This is a genomic window from Microbacterium sp. CGR1, assembly GCF_001266755.1.
GTDB lineage: Bacteria > Actinomycetota > Actinomycetes > Actinomycetales > Microbacteriaceae > Microbacterium.
This window is the reverse complement of the sequence record NZ_CP012299.1, coordinates 2,574,539-2,588,794: the sequence shown is the minus strand read 5'-3', so window position 1 is coordinate 2,588,794 and position 14,256 is coordinate 2,574,539. Positions and strand designations below refer to the sequence as shown.

At 67.7% G+C, this 14,256-nt stretch carries 13 protein-coding genes; 5 read left to right on the top strand and 8 right to left on the bottom strand.

Annotation, left to right across the window (positions count from 1 at the left end; genetic code table 11):
- Window positions 1-58: 58 nt before the first annotated feature.
- The 5 genes from AKG07_RS12520 to AKG07_RS12500 all read left to right on the top strand — a co-directional run bounded on the left by AKG07_RS12520 (window position 59) and on the right by AKG07_RS12500 (window position 6,008).
- A complete protein-coding gene (locus AKG07_RS12520; protein ID WP_053098221.1) occupies window positions 59-1,486 on the top strand; it encodes a CCA tRNA nucleotidyltransferase in 1,428 nt (475 codons plus the stop codon).
- Window positions 1,487-1,702: 216 nt separating this feature from the next.
- Window positions 1,703-3,028: a transcriptional regulator gene (locus AKG07_RS12515; protein WP_053098220.1), complete on the top strand. Its 1,326-nt coding sequence runs from the start codon at window positions 1,703-1,705 to the stop codon at window positions 3,026-3,028.
- Window positions 3,029-3,165: 137 nt separating this feature from the next.
- Complete coding sequence (gene exaC / locus AKG07_RS12510; protein WP_053098219.1) at window positions 3,166-4,716, top strand: acetaldehyde dehydrogenase ExaC; 1,551 nt, start codon at window positions 3,166-3,168, stop codon at window positions 4,714-4,716.
- 68 nt (window positions 4,717-4,784) lie between these two features.
- Window positions 4,785-5,186, top strand: coding sequence for a DUF779 domain-containing protein (locus tag AKG07_RS12505; protein ID WP_053098218.1), 402 nt, complete (start codon window positions 4,785-4,787; stop codon window positions 5,184-5,186).
- A 357-nt stretch (window positions 5,187-5,543) separates the two neighbouring features.
- Complete coding sequence (locus tag AKG07_RS12500) at window positions 5,544-6,008, top strand: HIT family protein (protein ID WP_053098217.1); 465 nt, start codon at window positions 5,544-5,546, stop codon at window positions 6,006-6,008.
- A gap of 118 nt (window positions 6,009-6,126) precedes the next feature.
- On the opposite strand, the gene AKG07_RS12495 is transcribed toward AKG07_RS12500, so the two are convergent.
- The 8 genes from AKG07_RS12495 to AKG07_RS12460 form a co-directional block, all read right to left on the bottom strand.
- Window positions 6,127-6,882, bottom strand: coding sequence for an ABC transporter ATP-binding protein (locus AKG07_RS12495; protein ID WP_053098216.1), 756 nt, complete (start codon window positions 6,880-6,882; stop codon window positions 6,127-6,129).
- Window positions 6,879-7,676, bottom strand: coding sequence for an ABC transporter ATP-binding protein (locus tag AKG07_RS12490; RefSeq protein ID WP_053098215.1), 798 nt, complete (start codon window positions 7,674-7,676; stop codon window positions 6,879-6,881). The genes AKG07_RS12495 and AKG07_RS12490 overlap by 4 nt, the downstream gene beginning before the upstream one ends.
- Complete coding sequence (locus AKG07_RS12485; protein WP_053098214.1) at window positions 7,673-8,533, bottom strand: ABC transporter permease; 861 nt, start codon at window positions 8,531-8,533, stop codon at window positions 7,673-7,675. The genes AKG07_RS12490 and AKG07_RS12485 overlap by 4 nt, the downstream gene beginning before the upstream one ends.
- The gene (locus AKG07_RS12480; RefSeq protein WP_053098213.1) at window positions 8,530-9,492 is read right to left on the bottom strand and encodes an ABC transporter permease; all 963 of its coding nucleotides are present in this window, start codon (window positions 9,490-9,492) and stop codon (window positions 8,530-8,532) included. The genes AKG07_RS12485 and AKG07_RS12480 overlap by 4 nt, the downstream gene beginning before the upstream one ends.
- A 53-nt stretch (window positions 9,493-9,545) precedes the next feature.
- Window positions 9,546-11,039, bottom strand: coding sequence for an ABC transporter substrate-binding protein (locus AKG07_RS12475; RefSeq protein ID WP_053098212.1), 1,494 nt, complete (start codon window positions 11,037-11,039; stop codon window positions 9,546-9,548).
- A gap of 28 nt (window positions 11,040-11,067) precedes the next feature.
- Window positions 11,068-11,763, bottom strand: a complete 696-nt coding sequence (locus tag AKG07_RS12470) for a DUF1684 domain-containing protein (protein WP_053098211.1) — start codon at window positions 11,761-11,763, stop codon at window positions 11,068-11,070.
- Between the two features lie 372 nt (window positions 11,764-12,135).
- A complete protein-coding gene (locus AKG07_RS12465; protein WP_053098210.1) occupies window positions 12,136-13,251 on the bottom strand; it encodes a hypothetical protein in 1,116 nt (371 codons plus the stop codon).
- Window positions 13,248-14,210, bottom strand: coding sequence for a hypothetical protein (locus AKG07_RS12460; RefSeq protein ID WP_233277264.1), 963 nt, complete (start codon window positions 14,208-14,210; stop codon window positions 13,248-13,250). The genes AKG07_RS12465 and AKG07_RS12460 overlap by 4 nt, the downstream gene beginning before the upstream one ends.
- Window positions 14,211-14,256 lie beyond the last annotated feature (46 nt).

Genomic DNA, 14,256 nt, shown 5'->3' with positions numbered 1-14,256 from the left:
CCGCTCGACGGGGACTGCGGCCCGCGGGTGACACCCGTACCCCGGTACGCTGGAACCCATGCTCAACATGGCTGACGGCCTCGCCCGTCTCGGCGCGCTCGCCGAGAATCCGGTCGTCCGCACCCTCGCGGAGGCTTTCGAGAAGGCGGGCTTCGACCTCGCTGTCGTCGGGGGGCCCGTGCGCGATGCGCTGCTCGGCAGGCCGACCCACGACCTCGACTTCACGACGAATGCGATGCCGGACGACATCCTGCGCATCGTCAAGCCGATCTCGACGGCCCAGTGGGACATCGGACGGGCGTTCGGCACGATCGGCGCGCGTGTGCAGGGTGAGCAGGTCGAGGTCACGACCTATCGCGCAGACAGCTACGACGGTGTGACCCGCAAGCCCACCGTCGAGTTCGGCGACACGATCGACGCGGATCTGCACCGACGCGACTTCACCGTCAACGCCATGGCTCTGCTGGTGCCGGCCATCACGCTCGTCGACCCGACCGGGGGAGTCGAAGACCTCATCGCCGGGGTACTGCGCACCCCGGCCGACCCTCAGGTCTCGTTCGGCGATGACCCGCTGCGCATGCTCCGCGCCGCGCGCTTCAGCGCCCAGCTCGGCTTCCGGATCGACGATGACACCGCCGACGCGATCACGCAGCTGCGCGCCACCCTCGAGATCGTGAGTCCCGAGCGCATCCAGTCGGAGCTCGTGCGGCTGATGCAGACGGATGACCCGGTGCGCGGCATCCGCGTGCTGGTCGACACCGGTCTGATGGAGGAGTTCCTGCCAGAGGTGAGTGCGCTGCGACTCGAGGTCGACGAGCATCATCATCACAAGGACGTCTACGAGCACTCCCTCACGGTCCTCCGCCAGGCGATCTCGCTCGAGCACTCGCGTCACCCCGGTGCCGAGCCCGATGTCGCCCTGCGGATCGCGGCGCTGCTGCACGACATCGGCAAGCCCCGCACCCGCAAGCTGGAGGACGGCGGAGTCGTCACCTTCCACCATCACGACGTCGTCGGAGCGCGCATGGCACGCAAGCGCCTGCAGTCGTTGCGCTTCGACACCGACACGACCGAGTCGGTATCGACGCTGATCGAGCTGCATCTGCGGTTCTTCGGATACGCCGAGGGCGCGTGGACGGATGCCGCGGTGCGGCGCTACGTGCGCGACGCCGGCGACCTGCTCGAGCGGCTGCACATCCTCACCCGCGCCGACGTCACGACGCGCAACAAGCGCAAGGCCGGACGACTGGCGTCTGCCTATGACGACATCGAATCGCGCATCGCGGCGTTGCGCGAGCAGGAGGAGCTCGACTCCATCCGGCCCGAGCTCGACGGCAACCAGATCCAGAAGATCCTCGGCATCTCGCCCGGTCGTGAGGTCGGCGAGGCCTACAAGTTCCTGCTCGAGCTGCGCCTCGACGAAGGCGTCATCGGAGCGGATGCCGCCGAGCAGCGGCTCCGTGAATGGTGGGCAGCCCGGGTCTGAGCCGATCGAGCCGCATCGACAGCGATGCGGCGGTCGGGCGCGGGCATCCCCATGGGGATCCCCCAGGACGACTCGTCACTCTTCCGGTTCGTCGACCTCGGCGGCCTGTGCGAAAGCCTGCACCCGGAACGCCTGACCGGAATATCGCGGGTACCGCCGACGGCATCCGGCTCCTACACTGAGGTAACGCTCCACCATCGACGATCGGAGACGCCCGTGGTCGCGTCGTGGCAGGTGTCACGTGAAGGGCCGCCTGAGGCCTCTCGTCTTCTGATCGAGCGTGCACACGAAGAGCTCATCGCCGGCAATCTCGATGACAAGCGCCTGCAGGAGGTGCGACCTCTCGTCCGCGAATCGTGGGTGCGATCCTGGCGAGGGCGCGTCGGCCCCGAAGGGGCCCCGCAGATCGAACTCGTGAGCGAAGAGCTCGAGGCCTATCGACTCGCGCATCCGCTCGCGTCCGCGATGGACATGATCCGAGCCCTGCTGCTGCCGGGAACCGAGGGGGACTCCGGTGTCGTCGTCGCCGTCGGAGATCAGGCCGGACGGCTGCTGTGGATCGAAGGCGATCGCAAGCTGCAATCGCTCACCGAGGGCATGGGCTTCGTGGCCGGCGCGAACTGGGCCGAGGACGCCGTCGGCACGACAGCTCCCGGCACAGCGCTGGCGCTCGGACAGTCGGTGCAGATACGCGGTGCTGAGCACTACAACAGGCTGGTGCATCCGTGGTCGTGCACGGCGGCTCCGGTGCGAGACCCCGAGACGCGGCGTGTCCTCGGGGTCATCGACATCACCGGAGGAGACGAGGTCGTCTCGATGCAGGCCAGGCTGCTGGTCGATGCGACAGCGCGCGCGGTCGAGTCGGAGTTGCTCGTCTCGAGACTGCGGGCCCGCAGCGAGTCGCATCGTCCGATCACCATCTCCTCGCGAGCCAAGCCCACGACCCGGGCGACGCTGCACGTCCTGGGGCGCGATCGCGCGCGCCTCGAGACCGAGACAGAACTCGAGGAATCCGTGATCGAGCTCAGCGCTCGTCATGCCGCGATCCTCCTGATGCTCGCCGTGCATCGCCAGGGGCTGTCGGCCGAGAGACTCAGCGAACTCGTCTACGGACCGGACGCGTCGGCCGACACGCTGCGGCCGGAGATGGTGCGTCTGCGCAAGGTGCTCGAGAAGCACGCCCCCAGCCTCGTCCCCGAGTCGCGGCCGTATCGACTGCCGGTGGTGCTCGAGACGGACGCGCACGACGTCCTCTCGCTGCTCGACCGAGGTGCCCATCGGGTCGCCCTCACCGCCTACCGAGGTCCGGTCCTCCCCGAATCCACATCGCCGGGAGTTGAGGAGTTCCGCGAGTCCGTCAGAGCGGCGCTGCGCGAGACGATGCTGTCGGAGGCGAGCCTCGACGTCCTCCTGGAGTACGCCGAGATCCCGGAGGGACAGGGCGATGCCGCGGCCCTGCGCCTCGCTCTGGAGATGCTTCCGGCGCGCTCGCCGAAGCGCGCCGGGCTCGTCGCCCGCATCGAACGGATAGAGGAGAGCTGAACCGTCCGGTCTGTCTCGGACATCTGCCGACGGCGTGCAACCATCCGCAACGTTGCGCATCGGGGCGCAACCTCTGCCGACCTACCTTCGAGACACAGCCCGCAGCACCGACGCCGCGGCCCGTCGAAGGAGTCCCGATGACCATCGTCGAAGAAGACGTGTCCACCGCCTACGCCGCTCCCGGTCAGCCGGGCGCCCTCGCTACCTACCGTCCGCGGTACGGCCATTACATCGGCGGAGAGTTCGTGGATCCCGTCAAGGGCCAGTTCTTCGACAACGTGAGCCCCGTCAACGGCAAGCCCTTCACCGAGGTGGGCCGCGGCACCGTCGAGGACATCGACCGCGCGGTCGACGTCGCCTGGAAGGCCTTCGCCAGCTGGGGCAAGACCAGCCCGGCGGAGCGCTCCGTGATCCTCAACAGGATCGCCGACCGCATCGAACAGCATCTCGAGGAGATCGCCGTCGCCGAGACCTGGGAGAACGGGAAGCCCGTGCGCGAGACGCTCGCCGCCGACATCCCACTCGCCGTCGATCACTTCCGCTATTTCGCCGGAGTGCTCCGGGCGCAGGAGGGCGGCATCAGCCAGCTCGACGAGAACACCGTCGCGTATCACTTCCACGAGCCGCTCGGCGTGGTCGGACAGATCATCCCGTGGAACTTCCCGATCCTCATGGCCGTGTGGAAGCTCGCGCCGGCGCTCGCCGCAGGCAACTGCGTCGTCATCAAGCCGGCCGAGCAGACGCCGGCATCCCTGCTGTTCCTCTTCGACATCATCGGCGATCTGCTGCCCGCGGGGGTCGTGAACATCGTGAACGGCTTCGGCATCGAGGCGGGTGCACCGCTCGCGCAGCACAAGCGCATCCGCAAGGTCGCGTTCACGGGCGAGACCACGACGGGGCGTCTGATCATGCAGTACGCGTCGCAGAACCTCATTCCGGTCACCCTGGAGCTGGGAGGCAAGAGCCCGAACGTGTTCTTCGAGGACGTCGCCCGCGACACCGCCGACCCGTTCTACGACAAGGCGCTCGAGGGCTTCACGATGTTCGCTCTCAACCAGGGAGAGGTCTGCACCTGCCCGTCGCGGGCGCTCATCCAGCGCTCGATCTACGACGGCTTCCTCGCTGACGGCCTCGAACGCGTCGGCAGGGTCGTGCAGGGCAACCCGCTGGATCCGGCCACGATGATCGGAGCGCAGGCATCGAACGATCAGCTGGAGAAGATCCTCAGCTACATCGACATCGGCAAGCAGGGAGGCGCGCGACTGCTCACGGGTGGCGACCGCGTCGATCTCGGCGGCGACCTCAGCGAAGGCTTCTACGTTGCGCCGACCGTGTTCGAGGGCACGAACGACATGCGCATCTTCCAGGAGGAGATCTTCGGCCCGGTGCTCTCGGTCACCTCGTTCGATGACTTCGACGATGCGATCTCGATCGCGAACGACACCCTCTACGGACTGGGTGCGGGAGTGTGGAGCCGCAGCGGCGACACGGCCTATCGCGCGGGACGGGCGATCGAGGCTGGTCGTGTCTGGACGAACACCTACCACCAGTACCCGGCGCATGCGGCGTTCGGCGGGTACAAGCAGTCGGGCGTCGGTCGCGAGAACCACAAGATGATGCTCGACCACTACCAGCAGACCAAGAACCTCCTGGTCTCGTACGCAGAAGGCCCGATGGGCTTCTTCTGAGCTCGACCTCCGGGCGGGCGCTGCACCGGCAGCGCCCGCCCGGAACCACCTGCAGGAAGGCTCGGACCATGGTCAGCATCGGCACCTATCAGCGGGTCGACGTGACGGATGCCGCGGCATCCCTCATCCGCGATCTCACCGTGCAGCACGGACCCCTGATGTTCCATCAGTCGGACGGATGCTGCGACGGCTCGTCACCCATGTGCTACCCGGTCGGCATGTTCATCACCGGGCCGAGCGATGTGCTGCTCGGCGCCCTCGGTGTGGGGCTCGACTCCCCGGTCGAGGTCTTCATGTCGGAATCGCAGTTCGAGTACTGGAAGTACACCCACCTCACGATCGACGTCGTGCCGGGCCGCGGTGCCGGCTTCTCGGTCGAGGGTCCCACTGGAATGCGGTTCCTGATCCGCTCGCGGATGCTGAACGACGCGGAGCTGCAGTACTTCGGCCTCGCGCCTTCGGGGAGCTGAGGGAAATGTGGCCAGAAGTATGCCTCTGTTGGCAGCGCATCGGACTAGAAAGGCGAGATGCAGCGCGTATACAGGAGTGAGTTGAAGGACTGCGTATCGCCTCTCGTCGACTTTTGGTTGTCGCAGCCAGGCATCGGTCAGGATATTGAAGACGCACGAAGGCAGTCAGCGGCCGGTGAGTTGCGCACGACTGAGGAGACAATGAAGCGATACGGATTTCAGCCCCGGTGAGTGGAGTCGATTTCGCGGATCCATCCGGGCGAAACCGCGACAGGCTGCCGGAGCAACCAGCCAAAGCATGGCCGGGATGCCGTGAGTTCTACCGTGGCCGCCCTCGCGCCTGGTTACCATGGGCCGATGTGGTGGACGGATGAGGAGTGGGCCGAACTCGTGGACCCGGAGGTCTGCGGTATGTGTGCCGACGCACATCTGCCGGAGAACGAGCACAGCATCCTGGTGGCCTCGACCGAGATGACTCACGTCCGATTGGTACGAAACCAGGCGCATCCCGGCTACACCGTCGTGATCCTCCGTGAGCATCTCACTGACCTCGGTCAGCTGGATGCCGGCCAGCTCAGCGCGTTCTGGCGCGATGTGCAGCGCGCAGGCCGGGCCGTCGACAGGGCATTCGACCCGCGGAAGATCAACTACCTGGTGATGGGACATCGGGCCCCGCACCTCCACTGCCATGTGTTCCCGCAGCATCTCGCGGATGACCCGCTTCAGAACGTGGACATCTCCGATGGCCCTGTGCATCTCCCTGACTCGGACATGACCCATTCTGTGGTCGCGCTACGAGAGGCCTGGCACGCGTCAGCCTGACACCACGGAGTCGTCTGCGGCCACCCTGCTAGACGATGTCGGCTGGCTGTAGACACCCCGACGGTCGGGCAGCCATCCGTGAAACGGCCAGCCATCCATGACGAGCGACTGCCGCGACTCAGCGGGGGAGTCGCGGAACCGCGTCGACCAGCGCCCGGGTGTACGGGTCCTGCGGTGCGTGCAGCACGGATGCGGTGGCGCCCTGTTCGACGACGCGGCCGTTCTGCAGCACCACGGTGCGGTCGCAGGCTGACGCGATCGCGGTGAGATCGTGCGACACCATCACGAGCGACAGGCCGTTCTCTCGACGCAGGCGGTCGAGCAGCTCGAGCACCTGCACGCGCGTCGTCACGTCGAGGGCGCTCACCGGCTCATCGGCGAGCAGCACGCGCGGGCGCGAGACCACGGCTCGGGCGATCGCGATGCGCTGACGCTGGCCGCCCGAGAACTCGTGCGGGTATCGGCGGGCGGTGTCGGCGGGAAGCCCGACCGACTCGAGGGCCTCGGCGATGCGGCGCTGCGCGTCGTCGCCGGAGGCGAGGCCGAGTGAACGCAGGGGCTCGCCGATGATGCGGTCGATGCGCTGACGGGGGTCGAGCGACGAGTACGGATCCTGGAACACCGGCTGCACGCTCGCGCGGAAGCGGCGCATCTGCGCACGGTCGCGCAGCGACAGGGGAGCACCGTCGAAGAGCACCTGTCCATCGCGTGGTGCCGAGAGCCCGAGCATCAGCCGCAGGATCGTCGACTTGCCCGCACCCGACTCGCCCACGAGGCCGAGCGAGTCTCCCTCGTCGAGGCTCAGCGAGACGTCGTCGAGCACCCGGCGCGATCCGTAGGCGAAGCCGGCACCGCGCAGTTCGAGGAGGCTCATGCGTCAGCCTCCTTCGCATCGAGGAACGCATCGAGCGCGCGAGCGCTGTCGACCAGCATCCGCGTGTACGGCTCCGCGGGGCGCCGCAGCACCTCGGCGACCGCCCCCTCCTCGACCACCAGACCGTCGCGCAGCACGACGATGCGGTCGACCATGCGCGACACGACGGCGAGGTCGTGGCTGATGAACAGCAACGCCATGCCGCGTTCGGCGACGAGTCGCTCGAGCAGCGTGAGCACGGCATCCTGCACGGTCACGTCGAGCGCGGTGGTGGGTTCGTCTGCGATGAGCAGCTGTGGCCGGGCGGCCAAGGCGATGGCGATCGCCACACGCTGGCGCTGACCGCCGGACAGCTCGTGCGGGTAGGCGCGCGCGAATCGCGGGTCCGACAGCGACACCTCATCGAGCGCCGCCGTGACGGCCGACCGCAGTTCCGCGCCGCGCAGGCCGAGATGACGACGCAGCGGCTCGGCGATCTGGCGACCGACCCTCATCAGAGGGTCGAGCGCCGTGAGCGGCTCCTGGAACACGATCTGGGCGACCGGTCCGCGCAACGGCCTCAGGTCGGCATCCCGCGCACCGACGACCTGGTGCCCGTCGAGCAGCACCGACCCGGACGAGACGAGAGAATCCGGCAGCAGGCCGGTGACCGCGAGCGAGGTGAGCGACTTGCCCGACCCGGACTCGCCGATCAGCCCCAGGCGTTCGCCGGGCTGAAGCGAGAACGAGACATCGCGCACGAGAGCCCCGGATCCGGAGCGGACGGTGAGCCCTGCGACCTCGAGAATGCTCATCGGCTCCTCCTGCGGGTCGGGTCGGCGAGATCGCGCAGGCCGTCGGCGAGGAAGTTGACCCCGAGCACGAGGGCGATGATCGCGATGCCGGGGGCGATCGCGCCGACGGGCGCGGTGAGCACGGTGCCCTGCGCCTCCTGCAGCATCCGACCCCATGAGGCGTTGGGCGGCGGGGCACCGAGCCCGAGGTACGACAGGCTCGCCTCCGCGAGCACCGCGGCACCGAACTGCAGCGCCAGGCTGACCGCGAGGGTCGGTGCGATGTTGGGCAGCACGTGCTGGAACACGATGCCGAGCACACCCGTGCCGCTGGTGCGTGCGGCGGTGATGTACTGCTCCTGCAGCACGCGGCGCGAGAGGATGCGGGTGAGACGCGCGACGACCGCCGACATCGCCAGTCCGATCGCGAGCACCGCCGACCACAGCGACGCTCCCTGCACCGCGACGACGAGCATCGCGAGCAGCAGCACCGGGAAGGCGATCACGACGTCCAGTCCGGCGGAGAGCGTGTCGTCGACCCATGGCCGTGAGAAGGCGGCGATCAGTCCGACGATCACGCCGAGAACGGCGGCGATCGCGACCGAGCAGACGCCCACGATCAAGGCGATCCTCGCACCCCACATGAGCTGCGAGAGCAGGTCGCGGCCGAGCCGATCGGTGCCGAGCAGGTGCATGGCGCTCGGCCCCTCGAGACGACTTCCACTCGTGTCGGCGAGCGGATAGGGGAGCCAGAACAGCGACACCAGCGCGATGAGCACGATGATGCCGGTGAGCACGAGCCCGATCAGCAGGGTCGCCTTCGGCCGCCTCCGCACGGGGACGGATCCGGTGATCAGCTGCTCGGCGACGCGGCTCATCGGTTGCCCGAGACGCTCGTGCGCAGTCGCGGATCGATCAGGCGCTGCACGATGTCGGCGGCGAACCCGACGAGCAGCACGAAGAGGGTGCTGACGACGAGGACGCCCTGGATGACCTGGAAATCATGCTGTTCGATGGCCGACAGCAGCAGACTGCCGAGACCGGGAAGAGTGAAGACGCTCTCGACGACGACCGCGCCGAGCAGCGTGGTGGACAGCTCGATGCCGAGGACCGCGACGACCGGCACCGAGCCGTTGCGCACTCCGTGACGCAGCAGCGCCTCGGACATGCCCGACCCGCCGGCGCGCGCGGTGCGGAGGTAATCGCTGCCGATCACGTCGAGGGTGGCGGAGCGCACGTAACGGCTGAGGGATGCACTCATCACGATCACGATCGTCGTCACCGGCAGCGCGAGAGAGCGTAGCGCGTCGGCCGGATCCTCCCAGCCGTCGCGCGGGAATCCGCCGGACGGCAGCAGGCCGAGGCCGAGTGCGAAGATCCAGACGAGCACGACGCCCACCCAGAACACCGGCACGGCAACACCCAGCTGCGCGAATCCCGAGAGCGCGATGCCGTACCAGCGGTCGGACTTCACGGCGGCGGTGATGCCGATCACCAGGGAGACGAGAAGGGCGGCGGTGAACGCGATGAGTGTGAGTGGGAGGGTCACGGCGAGGCGATCGGCGATGTCGGGGCCGACCGGACGCGAGCTCAGGAACGACTCACCGAGGTCGAAGCGCAGGAGCTGACCGGCCCAGGTCGTGAACTGCTGCAGGAGGGGCTGATCCGAGCCGACCTGTGCGCGGGCGGCGGCGATCTGCTCGGGTGTCGCATTCACCGAGAGCAGGGCGTTAGCCGGGTCGCCGGGGAGCAGCCGCAGCAGCACGAAGATCGCGATCATCGCGACGACGAGCGAGACCACGAGGAACGCGAGGCGGCGCAGCAGGTAGGCGAGCATGGCTTCTCAGGATGAAAGAGGGGGATGCCGACACGCGGCATCCCCCTCGCGCGTCAGGACTTGACGATGTCGTAGGCGAAGAACTGCGAGTTCAGGCCGTTGACCGGGTAACCGCTGAGGTCGCTCGAGGCGACCACGATCTGCGGGTACAGGTACAACCATACGCTCGCGGCATCCTCGGCGATCTTCTCGTTGACCTGCTTCAGCAGAGCTGTCTGCTCGTCGGTCGTGGCGGCCTGTTCGGCCTCGGCGACCCACTGCTGCACCTGGGCGTCGTCGTAGCCCCAGTAGAAGTCGGGGTTGCCGTACCAGACCACGTCGCGGTCGTTCACGTGCTCCTGCAGGGTGGCCTCGAAGTCCTGCTCCTTGAAGACCTTCGTGTACCACTCGTCGGCGCTGATCGTGTTGATCTCGACCGTGATGCCGACCTCGGCGAGCTGCGACTGCAGGAACTCCGCGACGGCGGGGTGCGGGTCGTAGCTCGGGGTGTCGAGCGTGAAGGTGAAGCCGTCGGCGTAGCCGGCCTGCGCGAGCAGATCCTTCGAGAGGTCGACGTCGTAAGGGTTCACCTGGGTGAGGTCTTCGTACCAGGGGTCGGTGGGCGGCACCATCGATCCGATGAGCGTGCCGTAGTCGCCCCAGATCGACTCGAGCAGCTTCTGGGTGTCGATGGCCGAGTAGATCGCCTTGCGCACGAGGGCGTTGTCGAACGGGGCGACCCGGTCGTTGAAGGCGAGCAGCTCCTTGGTCGTCGAGGTGCCCTCGCTGATGACGTAGTCGTCGCCGTCGAACTGCGCGAGCGAGTCCGGGCTCTGCACGCTGGTGATCACGTCGATCTCGCCGGTGGCCAGAGCGTTGTTCTCAGCGGTCGCGTCGGTGAAGTACGTGTAGACGACCTCGCCGTTCTTGGCGGGCTCGCCCCAGTAGTCGTCCCAGCGCTCGAGGGTCAGGGTCGAGCCCTTCTTCCACTCGTCGAGCGTGTAGGGGCCGGTGCCGTCTTCCGTGCCGGTGATGTCACCGGCCTCGTCGTTGACGATCCAGACGTAGCTGAGGTTGTAGAGGAACGAGATCGACCGCTGCGACAGCGTGAAGACGACGGTCTGGTCATCGGGCGTCGCGATGTCGGCGATGGTCGTGAAGCTCGACTTGCGCGCCGACACGGAGTCCTCGGCGATGACGGCCTCGATGCTCGACTTCACATCGGCGGACGTGAGCGGGTCACCCGAGTGGAACGTCACATCGTCGCGCAGAGTGATCGTGTAGGTCAGGCCGTCATCCGACACCTGGGCGGCTTCGGCGAGAAGCGGCTCGACCTCTCCGTCGTCGGTCAGGCGATAGAGGCCCTCGTAGACGTTGCCGGTCAGTGCCTCGGTCACACCCTGGCCGCCGCCCTGCGTGTTGCTCAGGTTGGTGGGCTCGTACAGCGACCCGATGAAGATGGTGGCGTCTTCGCTCGCGGCGTCGTCGGTGGCGCCCGACGCGCAGCCGGCCACGAGGGCGAGCGTGGCGACGGCGCCGAGCGCGCCGAGGATGCGGGTTCTTCTCATGAGTGCTCCAGGGTGAGGGTGCGCGGCGTCACGCCGCGTAGATGTCGAAGCCGTCGCGGAAGACGACGTTCTTCTCGCCTGCTCGGATAGGCAGGGGGAAGCGGTTGGATGCCGGCGGCAGCGGGCAGTTGTACTGGGCGCTGAATCCGCACGGCGGCACGAAGGCGCGGTTGAAGTCGAGCACCACGGTGCCCTCGTCGTCACGGAGCTCTACGAAGAGGAAGCGGCCGGATCCGTAGGTCTCGGAACCGTTCGTCTCGTCGCCGAAGACGAGCAGCAGCGTGCCGCCGTCGTCGAAGGCCGCAAGGTCGTACGCGCGGCCGTCGAGCACGAAGTGGATGTCGCCGGGGACGACGAGCTCACGCGTGCCGCCGTTGTCGCGGATGTGCTCGAACGACACCCGACGATCGCCGGAGACCGGCGTGAAGTGTCCCTCGAGAACCCATGCCGGGTCGTACTCGTATGTGTCGATGCGGTCGAAGGCGCGGATGGCGGGGGACTCGGCATCCCACACGCGCAGCCCGTGCTCGGCCTCCCCGGTCTCGATGTTCGTGCGCTGGATCGGCGTCACGGTCACCGTGTCGGATGCGGCCTGCCGCTCGGCATCCAGATCGGGAGCCTCGCCCGTCCAGCGGGTCTCGATCAGCGCGAGGTTGCCGGTCGCAGAGGTGACGGAGGCGCGGCGATCGGCCTGCCACTGGGTGTGATCTTCGAGTTCAGACATCACCTTCCATTCTCTTGCATGCAGACGGGGGTGGGGCCGGACGCGTCACTCTGGGTAACGGAGATCACGGTGCGAGGAGGGTATGCACGAATGCGGTGTCGGAAAGGCGCCCCAGACCCTCATTTCGCACGTTTCTGGACCGGATGCAACGTGTTCGGTCGAGTCTCTCGGACGCAATGGAATGCAACGTATACCGGTATACCATTACTCATATACGCGCAGAGTCGTCAGTCCCCAGCTGACCCGCGCGTGGACGGTTCGACCGTCCTGCGGAGGGAGAGTCAGATCTTCTTCTGATCCCGAGGGGGGATGGGGTGGGAGCGCTGATCCCCAGTCAGCACCCACCCCCACAACCCACCCTCGGGGGTTCCCTCAGAACGACCTGAACCAGAACCAGATCAGTGCGAAGCCGACGAGGAACACGATCGGCACCCACTGGAAGCTGCGCTTCAGCCGGCGTCCCTCACGCGCGACTCCTGGCGGGGGAGCGAGAAGACCGGCCGGCGGAGCGAAGGGCAGACTCGCGGACGCGCCCACCGGTGCGAGGGCGGGCGACGGAGACGCCGGAGCCGCACTCTCGAGCCGCAGACGCTCATCGCGCCAGCGCTCCCACTGATCGAGCTTCGTCATCAAGGCGCCGACGGCTCCGAACAGCCACGCCCAGGTCGCAGGGTCGAGGGTCGACGCCTTGCGCTGTGTATAGAGGAACATCCAGTCGTCGACGATCTCGACATCGAGCTCGGCGGCATTGTCGATGAACCTGGCCATGATGTCGGGCGTGAACAGATACAGCGCGTCACGCTCGTACCCCTCGGGGCAGTACAGCGTGAAGTACTGATCGAAGTCGCCCTCCAGCGAGAGGCGCTGCTCGCGCTGGAACGACGCGGGCAGATTCGACCCGAAGCCGTTGTTGCCCTTGGCGTCGAGCACGATGTTCGGCAGGGGCACATCGAGCTTGACGGCGACGTAGCCCCAGCGGTGGGTGGTCGAGTTCTTCCCCGACCCGGTCGTGTATCGGTAGTTGCCGAACTCGACGAAGCGAGGCTTCGCGCCTCGCACGAGATCGGTGGCTTCTCGGGAGCGTCCGAGGCCGAACAGCATGCCCGGAAGGGCAGGATCGGCGACCCTGGCCTCGTACGTCATGCCGTTCGCCCGGGCGAATGCGTCGAGGCGGTACCGCGCGATGCGGGATCGGCGCCAGCCGACGGAGGCGATCGTGATCCCGACGACCGCGGCGACGAGGATCCCGATGCCGGCGAACGACGACGACCCTGCGTCGGTGAGCAGCGAGACCATCGTCGCGCCGACGACCGTCATGGCCGCGAGGAACGCGATGCCGAAGATCACGAAGGCCACGATCGTCGTGGCCGAGCCGCCCATCTTGCCCCGCGAGCGCAGCTCGGCGTTGAAGGTGCTGACGGCCCGGGCGTCGACGGGATCGGTGAGCGGGCGGGCGTCGAACGATGCGGCCGGCTGCGGTGCCGTCATCGGTTCACCTCGTCGGAGTCCCACGTGAGTTCGGCGTTCTCGGGGATGGCGAAGACCTCGAGGAGGTCGTCGGCGATGAGCTCGGCGATCAGCTCGGCGGACCCCGCGATGATCGTCGAGTCGTAGTCGACCTCGGTGACGAGCACCCAGGCGTGATCGTCGGGCCACAGGATGCTGGGGCTCTGCGCGGCCGGCGCGAACCCGTGCTCCTCGGACTCGCGATCCCGCCACGGCACGTCGAGCACCCAGTCCCGACGCGCGAACATGCGCGGCGCACCGCGGAACAGCACGTGATCGCGGTCCCGCAGCTGCAGCCGCGGACCCTCCGAGACCTCGCGCGACAGGATGCCCTCCTGCCACGTCGGCTTGCGGAACGCGTTGTTGAGCGGATCGCGGATGCTGCGGTCGAGCATCGCCCGGTGGTTCGGGTCGTCGTCGAACGTGAGGAAGGTGCGCGAGGGGCCGTGTCCGAGGTGACCCAGCAGCCCGCCCGTGCCCTCCCAGAGCGCGGCGAATCCGACATCCGGCGTCGCGGTATGCGCGACGAGATGACCCACGACGGTCGCGAGCACCTCAGGCGAGACGACGCCGTCCATCGGCGCGGTGAACTCGCGCCCGTCGGGGGAGATCCGCGCGTTCCAGTCGGTCTCCGGCGGAGTGCGCACGATCCGCTGCCATTGAGCGAGAGGATGCAGCGTCGTGCCGAAGGCGGCGGCCGTCTGCGCCCATGTCGCCGGTTCATCGATGAACCGATCGAGGAGCGACTGTCGCTCGGCCTCCGGCATCCGGTCGTAGTCGTCGTAGGTCGGCACCGGTCGGTCGGGGAGCGATCGCACGATCGCAGGGTGCAGGATGCGCGCATACGCGGGGAAGCCGTGCGGCACCACGGCGTGCATCGTCGAGTTCCAGGGGTCGTCGAGACGCTCGCGCAGCCAGTCTCCGGCAGAGGTGTCAGGCATCCAGTGCATGCGACCCACGGTACCCGGGGGCCTTCCCGACTCCCGA

What these genes read in the sequence shown, in the direction of transcription:
- AKG07_RS12470 (WP_053098211.1), bottom strand. Translation starts at nt 11,763, where the DNA reads ATGTCTGAACTCGAAGATCACACCCAGTGGCAGGCCGATCGCCGCGCC.
- AKG07_RS12505 (WP_053098218.1), top strand. Translation starts at nt 4,785, where the DNA reads ATGGTCAGCATCGGCACCTATCAGCGGGTCGACGTGACGGATGCCGCG.
- AKG07_RS12460 (WP_233277264.1), bottom strand. Translation starts at nt 14,210, where the DNA reads ATGCCTGACACCTCTGCCGGAGACTGGCTGCGCGAGCGTCTCGACGAC.
- AKG07_RS12495 (WP_053098216.1), bottom strand. Translation starts at nt 6,882, where the DNA reads ATGAGCCTCCTCGAACTGCGCGGTGCCGGCTTCGCCTACGGATCGCGC.
- AKG07_RS12490 (WP_053098215.1), bottom strand. Translation starts at nt 7,676, where the DNA reads ATGAGCATTCTCGAGGTCGCAGGGCTCACCGTCCGCTCCGGATCCGGG.
- AKG07_RS12500 (WP_053098217.1), top strand. Translation starts at nt 5,544, where the DNA reads ATGTGGTGGACGGATGAGGAGTGGGCCGAACTCGTGGACCCGGAGGTC.
- AKG07_RS12480 (WP_053098213.1), bottom strand. Translation starts at nt 9,492, where the DNA reads ATGCTCGCCTACCTGCTGCGCCGCCTCGCGTTCCTCGTGGTCTCGCTC.
- AKG07_RS12485 (WP_053098214.1), bottom strand. Translation starts at nt 8,533, where the DNA reads ATGAGCCGCGTCGCCGAGCAGCTGATCACCGGATCCGTCCCCGTGCGG.
- AKG07_RS12465 (WP_053098210.1), bottom strand. Translation starts at nt 13,251, where the DNA reads ATGACGGCACCGCAGCCGGCCGCATCGTTCGACGCCCGCCCGCTCACC.
- exaC (WP_053098219.1), top strand. Translation starts at nt 3,166, where the DNA reads ATGACCATCGTCGAAGAAGACGTGTCCACCGCCTACGCCGCTCCCGGT.
- AKG07_RS12475 (WP_053098212.1), bottom strand. Translation starts at nt 11,039, where the DNA reads ATGAGAAGAACCCGCATCCTCGGCGCGCTCGGCGCCGTCGCCACGCTC.
- AKG07_RS12520 (WP_053098221.1), top strand. Translation starts at nt 59, where the DNA reads ATGCTCAACATGGCTGACGGCCTCGCCCGTCTCGGCGCGCTCGCCGAG.